Raw genomic sequence first — 18,565 nt, 5'->3', positions numbered from 1 at the left:
ACCTGTCGTAGTAATTGTGCTATTATTATTACAACGACAGACGTAGTACGACAGATAGAGTAATTGGAGGTGATTTAATGATCGGCAGTGATGCAATCAGAGGGTATAACGATACATTTATTTTATCTGTATTGCAGGAAGGAGATTCATATGGTTACGCAATCTCCAAAAGAATTACTGAAATTTCAGAAGATAATTATTCAATTAAAGAGACAACATTGTATTCTGCCTTTAACCGTTTGGAAAAAAATGGTTTTATCGATTCTTTTCCGGGTCAAATCACACACGGTAAAAAAAGAACTTATTATAAAATCACATCATCTGGAAAAGAATATTTAGAAGAAAAAATCGCAGAATGGGTATTAACTAAAAAAGTCGTTGAACGTTTTATCAAGGAGGAAAAATAATGAACACTATTAAGGATTATATCGACAGTTTATTTTTAGGAATAACCGAAACTAGTCAAACCAAACAATTAAAAGAAGATTTATTAGCAAGTGCAGAAGATCGGTATGAAGATTTAAAAAAACAAGGCAAATCTGAAAATGAAGCAATTGGTAACGTCATTTCAGAGTTTGGATCAATTGATGAATTGGTCGAAGAAATGAATATAAAACAAGAGTTTATCGATGACAAAGGATTCGAGTTAGATGGAATTACTTTAGACGAGTCTATTCGTTTTTTTAATATTCGACGTAAAGGCGCTACATTCATTGGTTTGGGTGTGATGACAATTATGATAGGTGCAGCGCTTTCTTCACATCTATGGGGGTGTCAGGCGGGACGTATGGTACAGGCTTTGGGTTACTATTTTTCTTTCTCGGTGCAGCCATGGGTGTTCCTTTATTTATTATCGCCGGAACAAGCATGGGTAACTCAACTAGAAAGCTAGACGATCGTTTTATTCCCACTCAAGTAAAAACAGAAGCTAAGAAAAGAAAAGAGGACTTTCAACGATCGTTTGTCTTTTGTATGGTAGCTGGAGTAGTATTGTGCATTTTGTCAGTGATACCTGTAGTCTTATTCTCTTTAGTGGATCCAACAGTTGGGAACGAATTATTTGGCGTTGGTTGCATGTTTCTGTTAGCATCTTTAGGTGTATTCTTCTTTATTTTTGGTGGTGTCATCATGGGAAGTTTTAGTAAAATCCTTGAACAGACCTATTTTATTTCAGTTGAAGGAGAATTAGGGCCAAAAGCGAAAGCTGAACGAGATGGTCAAAAACCTAGTTGGTTCCAGACGCTTGAAAAAATTTATTGGCCAATTATAGTTGCTGTCTTTTTGTGCCAAGGTTTCTTCTTAGGAAATTGGGGAACAAATTGGATTATTTTTCCAATAGGTGGGATTGCTTTTGGAATACTGGAAAATATTTTTAGTAAAAATGAATAAAAAGACGAGGCAAAACTAATGATCTGTTTTGTCTCGTCTTTTTTTTTAAAACTAACTAAAATGATTGTTTTGTGAAGATGATTGTCATTGCCTTTTTTAACGGGAAATAGACAAGTGATACAATAACGATGGTCGTTGCGACATTAATAAAAGTAGCCGGTAGTTTTGACAAGGCACTTGTAAAAGAGATGCTAAAGTCTGCGCCTGCAAGTAGTCCCATTGCCGTATTCTTTAATTGAGTCATAATGATCTTGGCAATACCAGTTACAGCAGCTACGACAACAACTTTCCATATGGTATCAATATTTTTCTGGAAAAATAAAATGGTTAGAGCTGCCGCACCGCCAACGATAAAGCTTTCTAAAATAAAATAAGGAGCTTCAGCAGCAAAACCATTTAAAATATCAAAAATAGCAAAACCTAAACCACCAGCAAGAGCTCCTTTTTTGTAGCCGATCAAAAGAACGGCTAATAATAAAACTGAATTACCCAAGTGAGCAAAAGCACCAGTAGGCATAGGAATTTTAATCATTGTACCTAAAACCGTCAAAGCCGCAAATAGGCCGACTAAAACAATTGAAGTTGTTGAACTTTTCTGATTCATTAAATCACTCCTCTTTTTTGCCCATTCGATCTTCGGCGTGATTGTAAGCACCATGCCAAACATGACCGAGAAAAGGATTGATTTTTTGACCGTTTTTAATAGCGGTGGATACAAATTTTTTAGCAAGAGCAACAGCATCAATGACTGGATAGCCTTTAGCAAGACCAGCAGTTACAGCTGCTGCGAAAGTACAACCTGCTCCATGATTATAGTCAGTAGAAAATAACTCATCCTCAAAAACAGTAAACGTACTTCCATCATAAAACAGATCGACTGCCCTATCTGTTTTTAAGCGGTGACCACCTTTAATTACAACATTTTTAGGTCCCAGCTCAATGATCCTTTTTGCTGCATCTTTCATTTGTTCAACAGAAGTCAGTTCACCTATTCCAGATAAAATCCCGGCTTCTACTAAATTGGGTGTTGTTATCGTCGCTGTAGGCAATAACAAGCGAGTCATTGCGGCGACATTTTCAGGTTGTAGTAGTTCATTTGTACCTTTACAAGCCATTACAGGATCAATTACGATATTGCTCATTTTGTAGTTATCAATATAACCTCGTGTTATTTCAATTGCTTCAATAGTTCCAAGCATTCCTGTTTTCATCGCATCGAGTGGACCACCAGCAAAAATAGTTTTTAACTGTTTTTCCACTAATGCAGGTTCAATCGGTGTAACAGTATGACTCCAACCCTCGTCCGGGTCCATAGTCACAATACTAGTTAAAGCTGAAAAACCAAATGTTCCATATTCTTCAAACGTTTTTAAATCAGCTTGAATCCCTGCGCCACCACTAGAATCCGAACCAGCAACTGTTAATACTTTTTTTATCATCGTCTAACCCCTATTCGAAAATATTTTAATATATGTATTGTAAAACAAACATAAGTTGACAAAAACAGCCAATTGGGTTATTTTCAGGTCATCCAATTGCTGCGAATCACGAAGAACGAAGAGATTCGATGATGAGCAGTACAAGACGAGCAAAGCGAGAGTTGCTCCTTCGTTATGAATCACGAAGAACGAAGAGATTCGATGATGAGCAGTACAAGACGAGCAAAGCGAGAGTTGAACCTTGAATATGAATCAAGCATAATTAGTAAAAAATATGTAAACAACTAAACCTTATAAGAACGTATCTTACTATAATAGTTCTCTTAATTTAATGAATCGACTAAAGGATATGATTCTCTACTTCAAAAAAATGGGAGGTAAAATAAATGTGGTCATTAAAAAAAGAAAAAGGTGTTCCAGTGTATGTAAGTATCATCGAATTGATTCTCTCCTACATAAAAAATGGTGATCTTTTACCTGGTGAACATTTACCTTCAGAAAGAAAATTAGCAACTTACTTTCAAGTCAATCGTTCCACTGTTGTGCATGCGTTAGATGAGCTTGTTTCTTTAGGCTGGATCATTAGAAAACAAGGGAGTGGAACATTCGTCAACGAAGGGAAGTGGGGAATCAGTACAACGCCAAGAACAGATTGGCGTCTTTACCTAGAACAAAATGCTTTCGCTAAGGTTGATCCGTTCACAGAACAAATTGAAAGGCTGATCAAGCAATCAGATACAAACGTTTTGGATTTGTATACGGGAGAATTGCCAATGGACTTGATTCCAAGTTTTTCGTTTCCACCTTTGACATGGAAACATTTTTTGGAAGAAGAGCAACAAAATGACTTAGGTTATCTGCCATTAAGGCAATCGATCAGTCGTCAAACGGAAAAAGATTATGGGTTCTCACTTCCTTCAGAAAGTTTATTGATTACGTCAGGCGCACAGCAAGCGTTATTTTTAATTTTACAAGTGTTGTTACAATCCGGTGATAGTGTAGCAATCGAAGATCCTTCTTTTCTTTATGCACTTCCTATTTTTCAAGCAGCAGGTATTCGTCTTTATGGCGTGAAAATGGATCAAGAAGGAATCAATCTTGAAGCGCTTGAAAAAATGATTCGTCAACATCGAGTCAAAATGGTCATGGTCAATCCCTCATTTCAAAACCCGACAGGGAAAACAATGTCACTGGAACGAAGACAAGCATTGGTTAAACTGTGTCAAAATTATCAAGTTCCGATTTTAGAGGATGATGTTTTTGCTAACCTTAATTTTGTTCCGTCAGATCAAATCCTGCCTTTAAAAAAATTGGACCCTGAAAATGTCCTATATATCGGTTCTCTTTCAAAAATCTTGGGATCGACAACTAAAATAGGATGGCTGAGTGCACCGACTTCAGTAAATCAGCAATTAGCAGAAGCAAGAAAGATGATGGATTTTTCGTTAAGTATTTTCCCACAATTATTGGCGAATTTAGCCTTAACAGATAAAGAGTTTTCAAGTAAAATCACTCACTTGAAACAGACTGTAGAGCAACGAGGCAAATCAGTATTCGATGTGTTTGACAAAATGGTCGAGTGGGATGTAACTATGCCTAAGGGAGGGTTTTATATTTGGGCAACTTGGAAACAAGGAAAACTTCGGCCAAAAGATTGGACGATATTTTTACAAGAAGGATTGTTGATTGCACCAAGTTTTTTCTTTAGTGAAAATCAAGATAGTATACGAATTAATTTTACCAGAGTTGATGAAAACAATTTGCTGATATTGAAAGAAAAATTACGAGCAGTCACACAAAAAATTGCTTTGGATTCCTAAACACTATGATAAAATAAGGATAAATGGAGGGAATCTACATGAATAAAACGATTGAAATTTTGAAAAATCGACGCAGTTATCGTGATTTTGACGAGAATCATGCTATTTCTAAAGAAGAATTACAAGCGATACTAGATGCGGCTCGACAGGCACCGAGCTGGATGAATGGCCAATTTTACAGTATTATCGTTCTTCAACAAAAGGAACTACGTGAACAATTAGTTCAGTGGAATCCAGGCAATCCGCATATAGCAAAAAGCTCAGTATTTTTGGTCTTTATAGGAGATCTTCATCGTACAAAGATGGTCAGTACAGCTCACGAAACTTTATATCCTATTGACGAAAGCATTGAACCGATTCTTTTAGCTACGACTGATGCTGCTTTGGCGCTTGAAAATGCAGTGATAGCTGTTGAAAGTTTAGGATTAGGCTCAGTTGTTGTAGGAAGTATCCGTAAACATGGAAAGGAAATCAGCCAATTGTTAAACTTACCAGAGTATACTTTTCCATTATTTGGTTTGAGCATTGGGAAACCGACAGTTGAGATGGAAATCAAACCACGCTTGCCTGAACCAACAGTTATTCACTATGATCGATATCAATCCTATGCATACACCTTGATCGAACAATATAATCAAATAATGGAAGCCTTTGGTGAAGCGAGAGAAACGAAACCCTGGAGTCAAAAATTTGCGGATTATTTCGAAGCAAAGCCAACGATGATGACAGACCAATTATTACAATGTCAACGGCTATTAAAGTAATACTCCTAGTTGCTTGACAAGTTAAGCTGTTTTTACGTGACTTCACTTTCTTCTCAAGCTCCGGAATGATATACTTAAACTGGGAAAGAATATAAATGATTAAAAGAGGTGTTAAACATGTCTTGGGAACAAGTCTATGAACAGTGGATGAATGAAGAAAATATACCAGAAAATTTAAAAAAAGAATTGCAAGATTTAAAAGAGGATCCTGAAAAATGTGAAGATGCTTTTTATGCACCTTTAGAGTTTGGGACTGCCGGTATGCGCGGTATTTTAGGTGCTGGTGTCAACCGAATGAATATTTTTACGATTCGTCAAGCAACCGAAGGATTAGCTCGATTTATGGATGCTGAAGGAGCAGAGACAAAAAGACGCGGAGTCGCAATTGCCTATGATTCTCGTCATATGTCACCGGAATTTGCAATGGAAGCGGCAAAAACATTAGCACAACACGGTATTCCAGCATTCGTTTTTGAAAGTTTACGACCAACACCTGAATTGTCTTTTGCAGTTCGTTACTTAAATGCCTTTTCAGGGATCATGATCACAGCTTCTCACAATCCTGCAGCTTACAATGGTTATAAAGTCTATGGGGCAGATGGCGGACAAATGCCACCAGCTGACGCTGATGCTTTAACGAAATACGTTCGCGAAGTTGAAAACCCATTAAAAGTAGAAGTGTTATCAGAGGATCAAGCAAAACAAAGTGATTTGATTACGATTATTGGTGAAGAAGTCGATACTGCTTACTTAAAAGAAGTGAAGACAGTGACGATCAATCAAGAGTTGATCAATGATATGGGCAAAGAATTAAAACTAGTTTATACGCCATTGCATGGTACTGGGAAAATGCTAGGTGAAAAAGCGTTGAAACAAGCTGGATTTGAAAAATTTGTACTTGTTCCAGAACAGGCAATTGCAGATCCAGATTTTACAACGGTTAAATCACCAAATCCAGAAGAACACTCTGCTTTTGAATATGCTATCCGTCTAGGTGAAAAAGAAGATGCGGATCTATTGATTGCAACTGATCCAGATGCTGATCGTTTGGGTGCAGCAGTTCGTTTACCAAATGGAAGCTATCAGGTTCTAACAGGGAATCAATTGGGATCGATCATGATTCAATATATTTTAGAAGCACATAAACAAGCAGGAACTTTACCAGAAAATGCAGTTGTTTTGAAATCAATTGTTTCCAGTGAATTAGCCACAGCGATCACAGCGAAGTATAATACAAAAATGGTAGATGTCTTAACAGGATTTAAGTTTATTGCTGAGAAAATCGAACAGTATGAGGAAGACAATTCTCAAACATTTATGTTTGGTTTTGAAGAGAGTTATGGTTATTTAGTAAAATCATTTGTTCGTGATAAAGATGCAATCCAAGCTCTTGTCTTATTAGCCGAAGTTGCAGCATTCTACAAGAAACAAGGAAAAACCCTTTATGATGGGCTACAAGATATCTTTGAAGAGTATGGTTATTTTGAAGAAAAAACAATTTCAGTCACTTTAAGCGGAATTGAAGGCAGTGAAAAAATCAAGGCACTAATGAAAAAATTCCGTGAAGAAGCACCAACCTCATTTGCTAATATCAAGGTAACACAAACAGAGGATTTCAAAGAATTAACGAGAACATTCACTGATGGAAAAGTCGAAGCATTATCAACGCCACCTTCGGATGTATTAAAATATTTCTTGGAAGATGGTAGCTGGATTGCGATACGCCCGTCTGGAACTGAACCCAAGATCAAATTTTATTTGGCTACAAAAGCTGCTTCGCAAACAGAAGCTGATCAAAAAATCAAGAATTTCGAACAAGCTGTTAATGCATTAACAGAATAAAAAGAACGAGATTTAGAGGTTGAGATAAAAAGCATTAAGCTTCGATAAATAAGAAGAAATTCACGGGAATTGTACGTCGATTTTTTGTGAATTTCAGCTTATTTAATCAGAAGATGCTTTCTTCTCGCCGCTTATTTGGGTTTATAGGCAATTACTAATTCATGATGAGAAACATATAAGGAGTGGTAGAAATGAATATTGGCTTTATCGGTGCTGGTCACATGGGTAGCGCAATGATTGAAGGTCTTTTAAAAGCTAAAACTGTAGTGCCAGAAAATTTATTTGTAAAAGGCGGTTCAAGCGGTACAGCTGAAGTGTTACAAAAAAAACTTGGGTTCAAATTAATCAAAGATTATGATGTTTTAAAAGACTGCCAAGTGATTTTTATCGCTACAGGAGCAAAAATCGTCCTAGATATTTTAAAACAAGCAGCGCCAAGTCTGAGCAAAGGGACGATTCTTATTTCAGTTGCAACTGGACATACGGTAGAAGAAGCCCAAGCCATTTTAGGTGATGAAATTTATGTTGTTCATGCTATTCCTAACACGCCAGTCAGTGTCAATGCAGGAATGATTGGTACTGTTTTTTCAGATGAGATGCCTGCAGAATCAAAAACTGAGGCAACTCGTGTCTTGGAAACGTTAGGAAAAGTCGAAGAAGTTAGTGAGAGTATTCTAGGCACCTTTGGTACTGTTGCTGGATGTAGTCCAGCATTTGTTGATATCTTTATGGAAGCATTGGCTGATGGTGCTGTATTGGAAGGCATGCCTCGTGTTCTTTCTTATGAAATCATTGCACAAATGATGTTGGGCTCTGCCAAACTTGCGATTGAAACTAAAAAACATCCTGGAGAGTTAAAAGATGGTGTAACATCTCCAGGAGGAAGTACAATCAAAGGCGTTACAGCGTTAGAAAAAAATGGATTCAGATATGCTGTGATTGATGCAGTCAAACAAGCGAATAGTTAACATGAATAAAGTTGAAAGACAATTTGGGATCAGTTCGCTATCCTATATTGTCTTTTTTTAAACTATGTGAAAGAAAAATTCTATCCTCTTTTAAAAAAAGTTTGCTATAATAAGCAAGAGAACAAACGAAAGGAAGCTCAGCGATGAAAGAAATAGATGAGATTCAAAAAGTTAGTCAGCTATACAAAGTGTTGAGTGATCCAACTAGGTTAAGAATTTTACTACTATTAAAAAAGGGAGAGCTTAATGTAACAGCAATCAGTGCTCAGCTGACAATGGAGCAGTCAGCAGTTTCCCATCAATTAAAATTATTAAGAGACAGCCATGTAGTGAAATCAAGACGTGAAGGAAAAACAATCTATTATACACTGGATGATCATCACGTTATTGATATTCTTAATCAAACATTCGAACATATCAAACACCAATAACTCGCCTTTTCTGTAGGTTTACTAAGGTAAATTCAAAGAAAAGGGTAGTTTTTTTTACGTCAGTTAGGTATACTAGAAACATGTTTTATTAGAAAAAAATGAAATGTTTCTAATTAATAGTTGGAGGAAGAAGAATGAAGGAAAAACTAAAAATTGGTTTACTTGGATTAGGTACAGTCGGATCAGGTGTACCAACAATTTTACAAGAACATCAAGAAAAAATTTCGCAAGTGACGGGTATGGAAGTCTCAATTTCAAAAGCCTTAGTTCGTGATGAAGAAGAAAAACGACGTTTAGCTGAGAAATTTGATATTCAACTCACAACAACTATTGAGGATATTATCAATGATGATGAAATCAAGATTATTGTAGAATTAATAGGCAAAGTAGAACCAGCAAAAACCTTCATTACTAAAGCACTTCAAAATGGTAAACATATCGTGACGGCGAACAAAGATCTTTTAGCGCAACATGGGAGCGAACTAGTAGCCATAGCACAAAAAAATCATTGTGATTTATATTATGAAGCAAGTGTTGCTGGTGGAATTCCTATTTTGCGGACGATTGCCAATAGTTTAGCTGCAGATAATATCCAAAAGGTGTTAGGAATTGTCAATGGAACAACTAACTATATGTTGACGCAGATGGTTTCAGAAAAGAAAACATATGATCAAGCACTAAAAGAAGCGCAAGAATTAGGGTTTGCTGAATCTGATCCAACAAATGATGTAGATGGTATTGATGCCGCCTATAAAATGGTTATTTTAACTCAATTTGCTTTTGGGATGGATATTCAGTTGGACCAAATTGAGACACGTGGCATTCGTGGTCTATCCTTAGATGATGTTGAAATGGCTGCTCAATTAGGCTATGAAGTGAAATTGATTGGTTCTTCGGAGAACAAAGAAGGCAGTATTGCAGTAGAAGTTGGGCCGATGCTGGTGGCAAAATCACATCCGATCGCTTCTGTCCGTAATGAATTTAATGCTGTTTTTATTGAAAGCTCAGGCGTTGGTGAATCAATGTATTATGGACCCGGTGCAGGTGCGAAGCCGACTGCAACAAGTGTCGTCAGCGATATTATCACGATTGCTAAGAATATCCGTCTAGGAACAACAGGACAGATGTTTAATTCTTATCAACATGATAAAAAACTGGCAAAAGATGAGACAGTCTCTGGAAAATATTATTTCTCAATTGAAGTGCCGGATCAACATGGTCAAATCTTAAAGTTAACTCAGATAATGACGGAAGCAAATGTTAGCTTTGACCAGTTAGTTCAGCAAAAGTCTGACGGTACTAGAGCTAGAATCGTTGCAATCACACATACAATTTCAAAAAAACAAATGAAACAAGTAACAGAAGAAATCGGATCAACTGATGGATTCGAACTATTAAATACATTTAAGGTATTGGGGGATTAATCAATGTACGAAGGATTATTAAAACAATATAAGGAATATTTACCGATCACAGACAAAACACCCATGATTTCATTGGCTGAAGGAAATACACCTTTGATTCCATTACACAGCTTATCAAAAGAATTAGGAATCAATTTATATGGAAAATATGAAGGACTAAACCCAACTGGTTCATTCAAAGACCGTGGAATGGTAATGGCTGTAGCGAAAGCGGTTGAAGAAGGAGCAAAAGCAATTGTTTGTGCCTCAACTGGAAATACAAGCGCAGCCGCAGCCGCCTATGCTACTAGAGCAGGTGTCAAAGCGTATGTTGTTATTCCAGATGGTAAGATTGCAATGGGCAAATTAGCACAAGCGATTATATATGGTGCAGATATCATCTCAATTCCCGGTAATTTTGACGAAGCATTAAAAACAGTTCGTAATATTGCTGAAACTGAAGCAGTTGCATTAGTGAATTCGGTGAATCCGTATCGTTTAGAAGGGCAAAAAACTGCAGCTTTCGAAGTGTGTGAGCAGCTAGGAAAAGCGCCTGATGTGTTGGCTATTCCAGTTGGAAATGCAGGAAATATCTCTGCTTATTGGAAAGGATTCAAAGAATGGCATGATATAAAAGGCACATTATTGCCAAGAATGCATGGCTTTGAAGCAGAGGGGGCTGCGGCTATCGTGAAAGGTGAAGTGATCGAACAACCTGAAACAATTGCAACAGCAATCCGTATCGGGAATCCAGCTAGCTGGAAGTTAGCTGAAGCGGCTCGTGATGAATCAAAAGGGCATATCGATTCTGTTACAGATGAGGAAATCCTGAATGCTTATCGCAAAGTAGCGGCCCAAGATGGTGTATTTGTTGAACCTGGCTCTGCTGCCTCTTTAGCAGGTGTTATTCAACACGTGAAAAACGGGAAAATCAAACCAGGTGAAACGGTTGTAACGGTTTTTACTGGTAATGGATTGAAAGATCCAGATACAGCAATCAATGCAACGGATGTAAAAATCTCTAAAATGAGTGATTTAGAAGAAATGCGTCTACATTTACGCAACGGAGTATCTGAACTATGAAAATAAGAATTCCCGCAACCAGCGCAAATCTAGGTCCGGGTTTTGACTCATGTGGTATTGCTGTATCGCAATATCTTCATATCGAAGTGTTGGAAAATACGAAGGAATGGAAAATTCTCCATTCTTTAGGAACAGACATCCCAACTGATGAAACAAATCTACTGATTCAAACGGCATTAAAATTAGCTCCCGAACTTTCACCTAAAGTATTAAAAATGACGTCAGATATTCCTTTGGCTAGAGGTCTAGGTAGTAGTTCGAGCGTAATTGTAGGAGGGATCGAGCTAGCCAATCGTCTAGGGAATTTGAACTTATCTCAAAAGGATAAATTACAAATTGCAACGGAGATTGAAGGTCATCCAGATAATGTTGCTCCAGCAATATACGGTGATTTTGTTGTGGCAAGTTATATTGATGGCGAAGTACATTCTGTAAAGCATCATTTTCCAATGTGTGACGTGATTGCATATATTCCAGATGTTCAACTATTGACAGCTGAAAGTCGTAGTGTACTTCCTTCTTCTATTCCGTATAAAGAAGCGGTTCAAGCAAGCTCTATTGCCAACGTAATGATTGCTGCAATCTTGAACGGCAATTTACCATTAGCTGGTATAATGATGGAAAAAGATCGCTGGCACGAACCTTATCGTAAAAAACTTGTTCCACATTTAGATGAAATACGAGCTCTAGGTCATAAAATTGGGGCGTATGGTGCATTTTTAAGCGGGGCTGGTCCGACGGTATTGATTTTGTCTCCAGAAGAAAAAACAGATCAAATGGTTCAAGAACTAGAAAAATTACCTCTTTCAGCTACCATCAATGTGCTATCGGTAGATAAAGAAGGTATTCAAGTCTTTTAAAAAATAAGAGCAGTGAGATGTTTGTTGACCTCAATGCTCTTATTTTTTATTTTACTAATTTAAACCTCAGGCGATTCCGTTGCATAATAACTATGATCTTCTAAATTCAACGCATTTAAAATCATTGAAGCCGTCTCTTCAATTGATAAAGAAGCAACATTGATTACCACACAACCTAATTTTTCGTATAAATCATTCGCAAACGTTAACTCTTTTCTGATTTTTTCAATATCTGAATAAGAAGTATTGGCTGGCAACCCATAAGTTCTCATTCGTTCTTTACGGATACCGTTCAAGATATCTGGATCATTTGTCAATCCAACAATTTTTTTAGGATTCGTTTCCCACAATTGTTTTGGTAAATGCGCTTCAGGAATCAACGGTAAATTTGCTACTTTTAAATTTTTATTGGCCAAAAATAGACTAAGGGGTGTCTTAGATGTTCGAGAAACGCCTAATAAGAGTACATCCGCTTCTAAAAACCCTCTTGGATCCTTACCATCGTCGTATTTTACAGCAAATTCCATTGCCTCGATTCGTTTAAAGTAATTTTCATTTAAATGATGCAAGGCCCCTGGTTCTCTGGTAGGTGCTACACCGGTCAATCTTTCGATTTCAGCTACTGGTGGTGTTAAGATATCAAAGTGATATAAATCATGTTCTTCAAAAAAATCATTCGCAATTTTTACTAAACGATCATTTACAATCGTATGTAAAACCATGGCATTTTCACGTTTGGCATCCTCAAGTGCTTTTCTTAGTTTATCTTCTTCTTTGGCAAAGGTTCGTCTAAATAGTGAAAAGTCCACAGTAGGGTATTGGGCCATAGAAGCGGCTGCCAGTTTTGAAGCTGTTTCTCCTGCTGAATCAGAAATGACGAAGATCGTCACACATTTTTTTTGTTCATTTGTTGTCATAGTATGATTCCTCTCTTGCTTTTTTTATAGATTTATTATACCATACCTTCATGAATCTTATTCGTAATGATTTTGATTTAAGAATTGGAGGTTACCATGATGACACAGTCAAATTCAAAAGTAGAGCAGTCATTAGCAGTGATGAAAAAAAATGGCTTAAAATACACAAAAAAAAGAGAAGCAATGATCACGTATCTAATTAGAAGGAATCGTTATATTTCTGCTAGAGAAGTTTATGAATTTATGAATCAAGAATATAAAGGTGTAAGTTATGATACTATTTACCGAAATTTACACGATTTCGAAACGTTTGATCTGTTAGAAACAACTGACTTGAATGGAGAAAAAAAATTTCGTTTTCATTGTTGTCAGGAAGTTGGGCATCATCACCATTTTATCTGCACAGTTTGCGGAAAAACAAAGGAAATTCACATGTGCCCGATGGATTTTTTTAAAGAACAATTAAGTGGTTGTGAAATTGAAGGACATCGATTTGAAATTTTTGGTCGATGTGAAGAGTGCCAGTGAGTATTTTTTTCAGAAAAAATCATGAATATAGCATATGTGTGTATAACTTTACTCATTTTGAAACTTTTTTGTGCATTTTTTCAATACAAAGGTTGACGTTAAAATAACCATTCGATATAATAAGGAAAGAACGGTAATTTATTTATGGTAAACAATTCATAAATATAAAAAACGGTTACTTTTTAAGCTCGGAGGGAGGGAATTAACATGTCAAAAACTGTCGTTCGTAAAAACGAATCTCTTGACGATGCTCTTCGTCGCTTCAAACGTTCCGTTTCAAAAGCGGGTACTTTACAAGAATCTCGTAAACGTGAATTCTACGAAAAACCAAGTGTAAAGCGTAAGAAAAAATCTGAAGCAGCTAGAAAACGTAAAAAATTCTAGTTTTCGATGAATTGGAGTTGGTTGTATGTCATTACTAACAATATTGAATGACGATATCAAGGCAGCAATGAAGTCAAAGGATAAAGAAACATTATCCGTACTTCGTATGCTGAAAGCAGCCATTCAAAATGAGCAGATTAAAACTGGCCGTGATTTGAACGGAGAAGAAGAGTTAACAGTTTTGTCTCGTGAGATGAAACAACGCAGAGATTCTTTATCAGAGTTTGAAAATGCGGAGCGTGACGATCTTGCTGACAAAGTAAAAATCGAAATCGCAATTGTTGAAAAATATATGCCAAAACAACTATCTGACGAAGAAATTCGTCAGATAGTTCAGACGGCAATTGATCAGACCGAAGCGTCTTCATCAAAGGAATTTGGTAAAGTTATGAGTGCTGTAATGCCTAAAGTCAAAGGTAAAGCAGACGGCAATCAGGTCAATGCAATTGTAAAAGAATTACTACAAGAGAATTAGTCAAAATGAAAAAACCAACGGATTTCCGTTGGTTTTTTTGTTCAAAAATTGCAGAACAAGAAGTGGGCGGTATGGATGCTTCTGTGAAAAAAGAAAAACAAGTATCTAGTTTTAGCCCACTCTCTTTTTAATAAATAAATAATATGGTATGATTATAAAGAATGAAAAATAAAGGAGATGGGCATTTTTTGACAGAAAATCAGTCAATATCTTTGGAATTGAAATTAAACGATTCTGATGATGTGAGTATGCTTTTAGGAACCCATGACAAACATATAAAATATTTAGAAGAAAATGCACTAGTTACAATCAACACACGAGGTGAGATGATTCAATTAATTGGAGAAGAATCAGAAGTTCAATTGATTGCATCTGTTTTACGTACACTTTTAGTACTGATTAAGCGTGGCATTAAAATCAGTACGGCAGATGTTGTTTCTGCTTTGAAAATGGCAAGAAGTGGCGATTTGGATACGTTTGTGACAATGTACGAAGAAGAAATCCTAAAAGATCACCATGGTAGAGCGATTCGCATAAAAAATGTTGGCCAAAAAAAATATATCGATGCCGTACGAAAACGTGATATTATTTTTGGAATCGGTCCAGCAGGAACGGGCAAGACCTTTTTAGCTGTGGTTATGGCTGTGTCAGCATTAAAAAAAGGAGAAGTCCAAAAAATTATTCTGACCCGCCCAGCTGTTGAAGCAGGAGAAAGTCTAGGTTTTTTACCGGGCGATTTAAAAGAAAAAGTGGATCCTTATCTACGACCTGTTTATGATGCGTTATATCAAGTTTTTGGTATGGAACATACGAACCGTTTGATGGAGCGTGGTGTTATTGAAATTGCACCATTGGCTTATATGAGAGGGCGAACATTGGATGATGCTTTTGTAATTCTTGACGAAGCTCAAAATACGACCGTTGCTCAAATGAAAATGTTTTTGACAAGGTTAGGGTTTAATTCAAGAATGATCGTCAATGGTGATACCAGTCAGATCGACTTGCCTAAGGGTGTAGCGAGCGGGCTGATTCATGCAGAAAAAACATTACAATCTATCGATAAAATAGCGTTCGTTCATTTTGATGCCGGAGATGTTGTAAGACATCCAGTTGTTGCTCAAATTATTCGAGCCTATGAAAAAGAAAATCAAAAATAGGTTAAAAACTGCGGAAAGGAGTGAAAATTCCGTTGAAATACTGGTTACTAAAATTACGCGATAAATTAGGGAAGGCTTATATCCCTATACTTTTACTCGTTTTTTCAAGTTTTTTATTCATCATTATGTTTGGTAGTGTATATCAGAAAAGAGTGGAAATAAAAGAAGGTCAGCTTGCTGAGAATACCATTCGAGCGAATAAAAATATTGAAAACACTTATGAAACGGCACAAAAGAAAAAGTTAGCAGCTGAAGCTGTTACTCCTGAGTACATTTATCAGGAAGAAACAGCAGATGTTCAGCACAAACGAATCGAAAAGCTATTTAAGCTTATTGTGAATGCAAATGAAAAGACAGAAAAAGAATATGAAGAAAAAAAAGCGAAAGCTAAAAAAGATGAAACGATTCCGAGACCAACAATTGAAGAAAGAATCGCAAATTTAAAGTCTCAATTTGAATCGTTAGATCAAGACGAAGTCGCTTTTTATCAAAAATTTCCGAATGTATTTTATCAAAACATTTTTTCATTGACTGAAAGTCAGATTCAGCAAGTAAAAAATGAAAGTTTGAAGATTGTTGACGAAAAGATGAAGGATCATGTTCGAGAAGCTGATTTGGATTCTATTCGGCAAAGTGCAATTGAAAAAATCCAATTTCTTGATGTTACTAGTACGATGCAACAAGAAATTCGTTATATTGTCAATCAAGGAATTGTAGCGAATGATTTTGCAAACGATAAAAAGACAAAAGAAATGCGTCAAAATGCTATGGATGCCGTACCGCCAGCGATGATCTATCAAGGTGAAATTATCGTTCGTGAGGGAACGCAGATTGACAGCAAAGCAATGGAAAAATTGGAAATATTAGGTATGACAAATCAAAGTACCTCGTTATTTCCGATGGTAGCATTAGCATTAGCGATTGTATTACAAGTATTCGTCCTGATTTTCTTTACGAAACAAGTGACAGAAGAAGGTAGACGTAGACATTTTATTTTATTCTATGTAGGGGCAATGTCTTTAAGTGTCATATTGATGAAGTTTTTCCAAATTTTCCAAACAGAACAAATGATGTATATTTCATTGTTCTTTCCGGCAGCATTTACGCCACTTGTATTAAATTATTTTGTAAGTAGAAGAGCGGGCGTCTTGGCAGCTGTTTTCCAAGTCATTTTTTCACTATTTATATTTTATAATTCTATTGGAACCAACTCATTGACTATTATTTTAGTCAGTTATATGTTTTCTGGTCTGTTGGCAACAGTGGTCAAACGGACACGGATCGCTGAACAAGGATTGGTTGCAGTTTTTTGGGTCATTATTTTCCCAATATGTGTTGATTTTATTTTAATGGTTTACCAGGGGATGAGCTTTTTTGACAGTAAATCATGGACAATGATGATTTGTGCCTTAGCCGGTACCGTCTTATCCTTCTTAGCGACGATGGGGCTTCATCCTTATATTGAGTTACTTGTAACTGATGACAGTGTGATTGTCTTAAATGAGCTAAGTAACCCAAATCACCCTCTGTTAAAACAACTACTTGAAGAAGCGCCAGGAACGTATCATCATAGTATGATGGTAGCAAGTTTAAGTGCGAATGCAGTTGCTGAAATCGGTGGGCGTTCATTATTGACTCGAGTTGCTTGTTATTATCATGATATTGGCAAGATTAAACATGCTAATTTCTTCGTTGAAAACTTACCGGCTGGAGCCGAAAATCCACATAATTTCTTGTTGCCAGAAGATAGCAAACAAATTATATTTGGACATGTTATCGATGGAGCAAAAATATTAGAAGAGTATCATATGCCTGAAATGGTCATCGACATTTGTCGTCAACATCATGGAACAACGTTAATGAAGTTTTTCTATGTAAAAGCAAAAGAGCGAAATTCTGAGATATCTGAAGCAGATTTCAGATATCCAGGTCCAAAACCTCAAACAAGAGAAGCGGGAATCGTTAGTATTGCAGATACATGCGAGGCTGCAGTTCGCGCCATGGATCATCCAACAAACGACAAAATCCAAGCGTTTGTTCATAACGTTATTCAGGATCGAATTTCAGATGGGCAATTGGATGATTGTGGCTTAACGATGAAAGAAATTCGGATCATCGAGAAATCTTTAGTCAATGGTTTATGTAGTACGTTCCACTCTAGAATCAAGTACCCAAAGATGAAATCTGAAGCAGAAGAAATGAAAGTTGAACAAGAAAAGAGAGATGACTAATGGATATTTCATTTATTGATGAAACAACTAGTTTATCAAAAGAAAATTTAGAAGAAGTTGAAAATCTGCTGCGAATTCGCAGCTGATTTTCTGAAAATATCTGAAGATACAGAAATGTCCGTATCCTTTATGGATAATGCAGGGATTCAGGTAATCAATAGAGAGTATCGCGGAAAAGATGTTCCCACTGATGTAATCAGTTTTGCGTTAGAAGAAGAAGGCGAAGATGAATTGCCGATTATTTTTGAAGATTCTGAAAAAGCTTTTCCAAGAAATCTTGGCGATATCATGATATCGACTGAGCGAGCGACCGAACAAGCAGAAGAATACGGTCATTCTTTTGAACGTGAATTAGGCTTTTTGGCTGTGCATGGTTTTTTACATTTAAATGGTTACGATCATATGGAACCTGAGGATGAGAAAGAAATGTTTGGTTTACAGAAAGAGATCTTAGATGCCTATGGACTCAAAAGATAAGCGGACGCAGAAGAATAAACATTTTATAGCCTCATTGGAGTTTGCTCTTCAAGGAATCAAAACAGTATTCAAGGAAGAACGGAACATGCGGACCCATACTGTAATGGGGATTGTAGCAATTGTTATTGGTATTGTCTTTCGATTGACGACACCAGAATGGTTGTGGTTGTTACTTGCAATCTTTCTAGTATTAGTGATGGAGATTATTAATACAGTATTTGAAAATGTCGTAGATATGGTGACGGATTTCCATTTTCATCCAATTGGTAAAAAAATAAAAGATATGGCTGCAGGCGCAGTTCTTTTAACGACAGGATTTGCTGTAGTTGTTGGAATACTGTTGTTTGTTCCGAAAATTTGGCAGATAATACAAGATTTTTTATAGAGGAGAGAAACA

The 18,565-nt window shown here is 36.6% G+C and carries 21 protein-coding genes and 1 pseudogene; 19 read left to right on the top strand and 3 right to left on the bottom strand.

Annotated elements, in window-relative coordinates:
- The first annotated feature begins 77 nt into the window (after positions 1 to 77).
- Genes AC1PU0_RS09495 through AC1PU0_RS09485 form a run of 3 tightly spaced genes read left to right on the top strand, consistent with a single transcriptional unit; the run spans position 78 to position 1,389 of the window.
- Complete coding sequence (locus AC1PU0_RS09495) at positions 78 to 407, top strand: PadR family transcriptional regulator (RefSeq protein WP_069653025.1); 330 nt, start codon at positions 78 to 80, stop codon at positions 405 to 407.
- Positions 407 to 892: a permease prefix domain 1-containing protein gene (locus AC1PU0_RS09490; protein WP_479998235.1), complete on the top strand. Its 486-nt coding sequence runs from the start codon at positions 407 to 409 to the stop codon at positions 890 to 892. Before AC1PU0_RS09495 ends, AC1PU0_RS09490 begins: the two co-directional genes overlap by 1 nt.
- Positions 832 to 1,389: a hypothetical protein gene (locus tag AC1PU0_RS09485; RefSeq protein WP_479998234.1), complete on the top strand. Its 558-nt coding sequence runs from the start codon at positions 832 to 834 to the stop codon at positions 1,387 to 1,389. The genes AC1PU0_RS09490 and AC1PU0_RS09485 overlap by 61 nt, the downstream gene beginning before the upstream one ends.
- Positions 1,390 to 1,444: 55 nt before the next feature.
- Here the strand turns inward: AC1PU0_RS09485 and AC1PU0_RS09480 are convergent, their stop codons facing one another.
- Both AC1PU0_RS09480 and thiD read right to left on the bottom strand, forming a co-directional pair.
- Positions 1,445 to 1,993, bottom strand: a complete 549-nt coding sequence (locus AC1PU0_RS09480; RefSeq protein WP_206848574.1) for an ECF transporter S component — start codon at positions 1,991 to 1,993, stop codon at positions 1,445 to 1,447.
- A gap of 4 nt (positions 1,994 to 1,997) precedes the next feature.
- The gene (gene thiD / locus AC1PU0_RS09475; protein WP_206848575.1) at positions 1,998 to 2,828 is read right to left on the bottom strand and encodes a bifunctional hydroxymethylpyrimidine kinase/phosphomethylpyrimidine kinase; all 831 of its coding nucleotides are present in this window, start codon (positions 2,826 to 2,828) and stop codon (positions 1,998 to 2,000) included.
- Positions 2,829 to 3,214: 386 nt separating this feature from the next.
- Here thiD and AC1PU0_RS09470 point away from each other — a divergent pair, with 386 nt between their 5' ends.
- The 8 genes from AC1PU0_RS09470 (at position 3,215) to thrB (ending at position 11,999) form a co-directional block, all read left to right on the top strand.
- Positions 3,215 to 4,648, top strand: coding sequence for an aminotransferase-like domain-containing protein (locus AC1PU0_RS09470; protein ID WP_206848576.1), 1,434 nt, complete (start codon positions 3,215 to 3,217; stop codon positions 4,646 to 4,648).
- Positions 4,649 to 4,686: 38 nt separating this feature from the next.
- Complete coding sequence (locus AC1PU0_RS09465; RefSeq protein WP_206848578.1) at positions 4,687 to 5,412, top strand: nitroreductase family protein; 726 nt, start codon at positions 4,687 to 4,689, stop codon at positions 5,410 to 5,412.
- Positions 5,413 to 5,529: 117 nt separating this feature from the next.
- A complete protein-coding gene (locus AC1PU0_RS09460; RefSeq protein WP_206848579.1) occupies positions 5,530 to 7,254 on the top strand; it encodes a phospho-sugar mutase in 1,725 nt (574 codons plus the stop codon).
- A gap of 191 nt (positions 7,255 to 7,445) precedes the next feature.
- Entirely contained in the window at positions 7,446 to 8,222 is a 777-nt protein-coding gene (gene proC, locus AC1PU0_RS09455) for a pyrroline-5-carboxylate reductase (RefSeq protein ID WP_206848581.1), read from the top strand.
- A gap of 143 nt (positions 8,223 to 8,365) precedes the next feature.
- Positions 8,366 to 8,653, top strand: coding sequence for an ArsR/SmtB family transcription factor (locus AC1PU0_RS09450; protein ID WP_069653033.1), 288 nt, complete (start codon positions 8,366 to 8,368; stop codon positions 8,651 to 8,653).
- Positions 8,654 to 8,787: 134 nt separating this feature from the next.
- The gene (locus AC1PU0_RS09445; RefSeq protein WP_069653034.1) at positions 8,788 to 10,077 is read left to right on the top strand and encodes a homoserine dehydrogenase; all 1,290 of its coding nucleotides are present in this window, start codon (positions 8,788 to 8,790) and stop codon (positions 10,075 to 10,077) included.
- A gap of 3 nt (positions 10,078 to 10,080) precedes the next feature.
- Complete coding sequence (thrC, locus tag AC1PU0_RS09440; RefSeq protein ID WP_069653035.1) at positions 10,081 to 11,139, top strand: threonine synthase; 1,059 nt, start codon at positions 10,081 to 10,083, stop codon at positions 11,137 to 11,139.
- A complete protein-coding gene (gene thrB / locus AC1PU0_RS09435; protein WP_111248718.1) occupies positions 11,136 to 11,999 on the top strand; it encodes a homoserine kinase in 864 nt (287 codons plus the stop codon). The genes thrC and thrB overlap by 4 nt, the downstream gene beginning before the upstream one ends.
- Before the next feature lie 59 nt (positions 12,000 to 12,058).
- On the opposite strand, the gene AC1PU0_RS09430 is transcribed toward thrB, so the two are convergent.
- Positions 12,059 to 12,916 carry a pyruvate, water dikinase regulatory protein gene (locus AC1PU0_RS09430; protein ID WP_069653037.1) on the bottom strand — a complete coding sequence of 286 codons (858 nt, stop codon included), beginning with the start codon at positions 12,914 to 12,916 and terminating at the stop codon, positions 12,059 to 12,061.
- 99 nt (positions 12,917 to 13,015) lie between these two features.
- Here AC1PU0_RS09430 and AC1PU0_RS09425 point away from each other — a divergent pair, with 99 nt between their 5' ends.
- The 8 genes and pseudogenes from AC1PU0_RS09425 (at position 13,016) to AC1PU0_RS09390 (ending at position 18,553) form a co-directional block, all read left to right on the top strand.
- Positions 13,016 to 13,444, top strand: coding sequence for a Fur family transcriptional regulator (locus AC1PU0_RS09425; protein ID WP_069653038.1), 429 nt, complete (start codon positions 13,016 to 13,018; stop codon positions 13,442 to 13,444).
- Positions 13,445 to 13,651: 207 nt separating this feature from the next.
- Complete coding sequence (rpsU, locus tag AC1PU0_RS09420) at positions 13,652 to 13,828, top strand: 30S ribosomal protein S21 (RefSeq protein ID WP_002356740.1); 177 nt, start codon at positions 13,652 to 13,654, stop codon at positions 13,826 to 13,828.
- A 25-nt stretch (positions 13,829 to 13,853) separates the two neighbouring features.
- A complete protein-coding gene (locus AC1PU0_RS09415; RefSeq protein WP_069653039.1) occupies positions 13,854 to 14,303 on the top strand; it encodes a GatB/YqeY domain-containing protein in 450 nt (149 codons plus the stop codon).
- A gap of 5 nt (positions 14,304 to 14,308) precedes the next feature.
- Positions 14,309 to 14,434, top strand: a complete 126-nt coding sequence (locus AC1PU0_RS09410; RefSeq protein WP_258379373.1) for a hypothetical protein — start codon at positions 14,309 to 14,311, stop codon at positions 14,432 to 14,434.
- Between the two features lie 57 nt (positions 14,435 to 14,491).
- Complete coding sequence (locus tag AC1PU0_RS09405) at positions 14,492 to 15,460, top strand: PhoH family protein (protein WP_069653201.1); 969 nt, start codon at positions 14,492 to 14,494, stop codon at positions 15,458 to 15,460.
- A gap of 32 nt (positions 15,461 to 15,492) precedes the next feature.
- Complete coding sequence (locus AC1PU0_RS09400) at positions 15,493 to 17,691, top strand: HD family phosphohydrolase (protein ID WP_206848583.1); 2,199 nt, start codon at positions 15,493 to 15,495, stop codon at positions 17,689 to 17,691.
- A pseudogene (gene ybeY, locus AC1PU0_RS09395) lies at positions 17,691 to 18,168 on the top strand (rRNA maturation RNase YbeY). The gene AC1PU0_RS09400 and the pseudogene ybeY overlap by 1 nt, the downstream one beginning before the upstream one ends.
- Positions 18,152 to 18,553 (top strand): diacylglycerol kinase family protein, encoded by a 402-nt coding sequence (locus AC1PU0_RS09390; RefSeq protein WP_205634344.1) that lies wholly within the window; start codon positions 18,152 to 18,154, stop codon positions 18,551 to 18,553. The pseudogene ybeY and the gene AC1PU0_RS09390 overlap by 17 nt, the downstream one beginning before the upstream one ends.
- Positions 18,554 to 18,565: the final 12 nt, after the last annotated feature.

This window comes from Enterococcus sp. XAF26B05_ASV22, from assembly GCF_056727285.1.
Note: the sequence above shows the minus strand (reverse complement) of the source record. Positions and strands in the feature narration are given on the sequence as shown.